This is a genomic window from Clostridium fallax (assembly GCF_900129365.1).
Lineage (GTDB): Bacteria > Bacillota > Clostridia > Clostridiales > Clostridiaceae > Clostridium_AH > Clostridium_AH fallax.
Genome location: NZ_FQVM01000063.1, coordinates 1 through 1,470, shown reverse-complemented (window position 1 = coordinate 1,470; position 1,470 = coordinate 1). Strand labels below are relative to the sequence as shown.

The window sequence follows — 1,470 nt, the reverse complement described above, 5'->3', positions numbered from 1 at the left end:
TCTCTCAAAATTAAACAGAGATAACTTTTCCAGCCATTTCGTTATGATTCCTCATCATAACATTTTCCTTAGAAAGGAGGTGATCCAGCCGCAGGTTCTCCTACGGCTACCTTGTTACGACTTCACCCCAATCGCTGACCCTACCTTCGGCCGCTGCCCCCTTTACAGGTTAGCTCACAGACTTCGGGTATTGCCAACTCTCATGGTGTGACGGGCGGTGTGTACAAGACCCGGGAACGTATTCACCGCGACATGCTGATTCGCGATTACTAGCAACTCCGGCTTCATGTAGGCGAGTTTCAGCCTACAATCCGAACTGGGACTGGTTTTTGAGTTTTGCTCCACCTCACGGTCTTGCTTCTCTTTGTACCAGCCATTGTAGCACGTGTGTAGCCCTAGACATAAGGGGCATGATGATTTGACGTCATCCCCACCTTCCTCCCGGTTAACCCGGGCAGTCTCGCTAGAGTGCTCAACTAAATGGTAGCAACTAACAATAAGGGTTGCGCTCGTTGCGGGACTTAACCCAACATCTCACGACACGAGCTGACGACAACCATGCACCACCTGTCTTCCTGTCCCCGAAGGGACTTCCTCGATTAAGAGTAATTCAGGAGATGTCAAGTCTAGGTAAGGTTCTTCGCGTTGCTTCGAATTAAACCACATGCTCCGCTGCTTGTGCGGGTCCCCGTCAATTCCTTTGAGTTTTAATCTTGCGACCGTACTCCCCAGGCGGGATACTTAATGTGTTAACGGCGGCACGGAAGGAGTTGATACCTCCCACACCTAGTATCCATCGTTTACGGCGTGGACTACCAGGGTATCTAATCCTGTTTGCTCCCCACGCTTTCGAGCCTCAGTGTCAGTTACAGTCCAGAAAGTCGCCTTCGCCACTGGTGTTCTTCCTAATCTCTACGCATTTCACCGCTACACTAGGAATTCCACTTTCCTCTCCTGCACTCTAGATTCCCAGTTTGAAATGCAGCACCCAAGTTAAGCCCGGGTATTTCACATCTCACTTAAGAATCCACCTACGCTCCCTTTACGCCCAGTAAATCCGGACAACGCTTGCCACCTACGTATTACCGCGGCTGCTGGCACGTAGTTAGCCGTGGCTTCCTCCTTAGGTACCGTCATTATCGTCCCTAAAGACAGAGCTTTACAACCCGAAGGCCGTCATCACTCACGCGGCGTTGCTGCATCAGGGTTTCCCCCATTGTGCAATATTCCCCACTGCTGCCTCCCGTAGGAGTCTGGGCCGTGTCTCAGTCCCAATGTGGCCGATCACCCTCTCAGGTCGGCTACGCATCGTGGCCTTGGTGAGCCGTTACCTCACCAACTAGCTAATGCGCCGCGGGTCCATCTCATAGCGGATTACTCCTTTGATCATTTCAGCATGCGCTAAAATGATGTTATGCGGTATTAATCTCCCTTTCGGGAGGCTATCCCCCTCTATGAGGCAGGTTACCC

1 rRNA gene is annotated in these 1,470 nt (G+C 51.6%); it reads right to left on the bottom strand.

Annotated elements, in window-relative coordinates:
- Positions 1-72: 72 nt before the first annotated feature.
- A 16S ribosomal RNA gene (locus BUA70_RS12865) occupies positions 73-1,470 on the bottom strand; the annotation flags it as partial.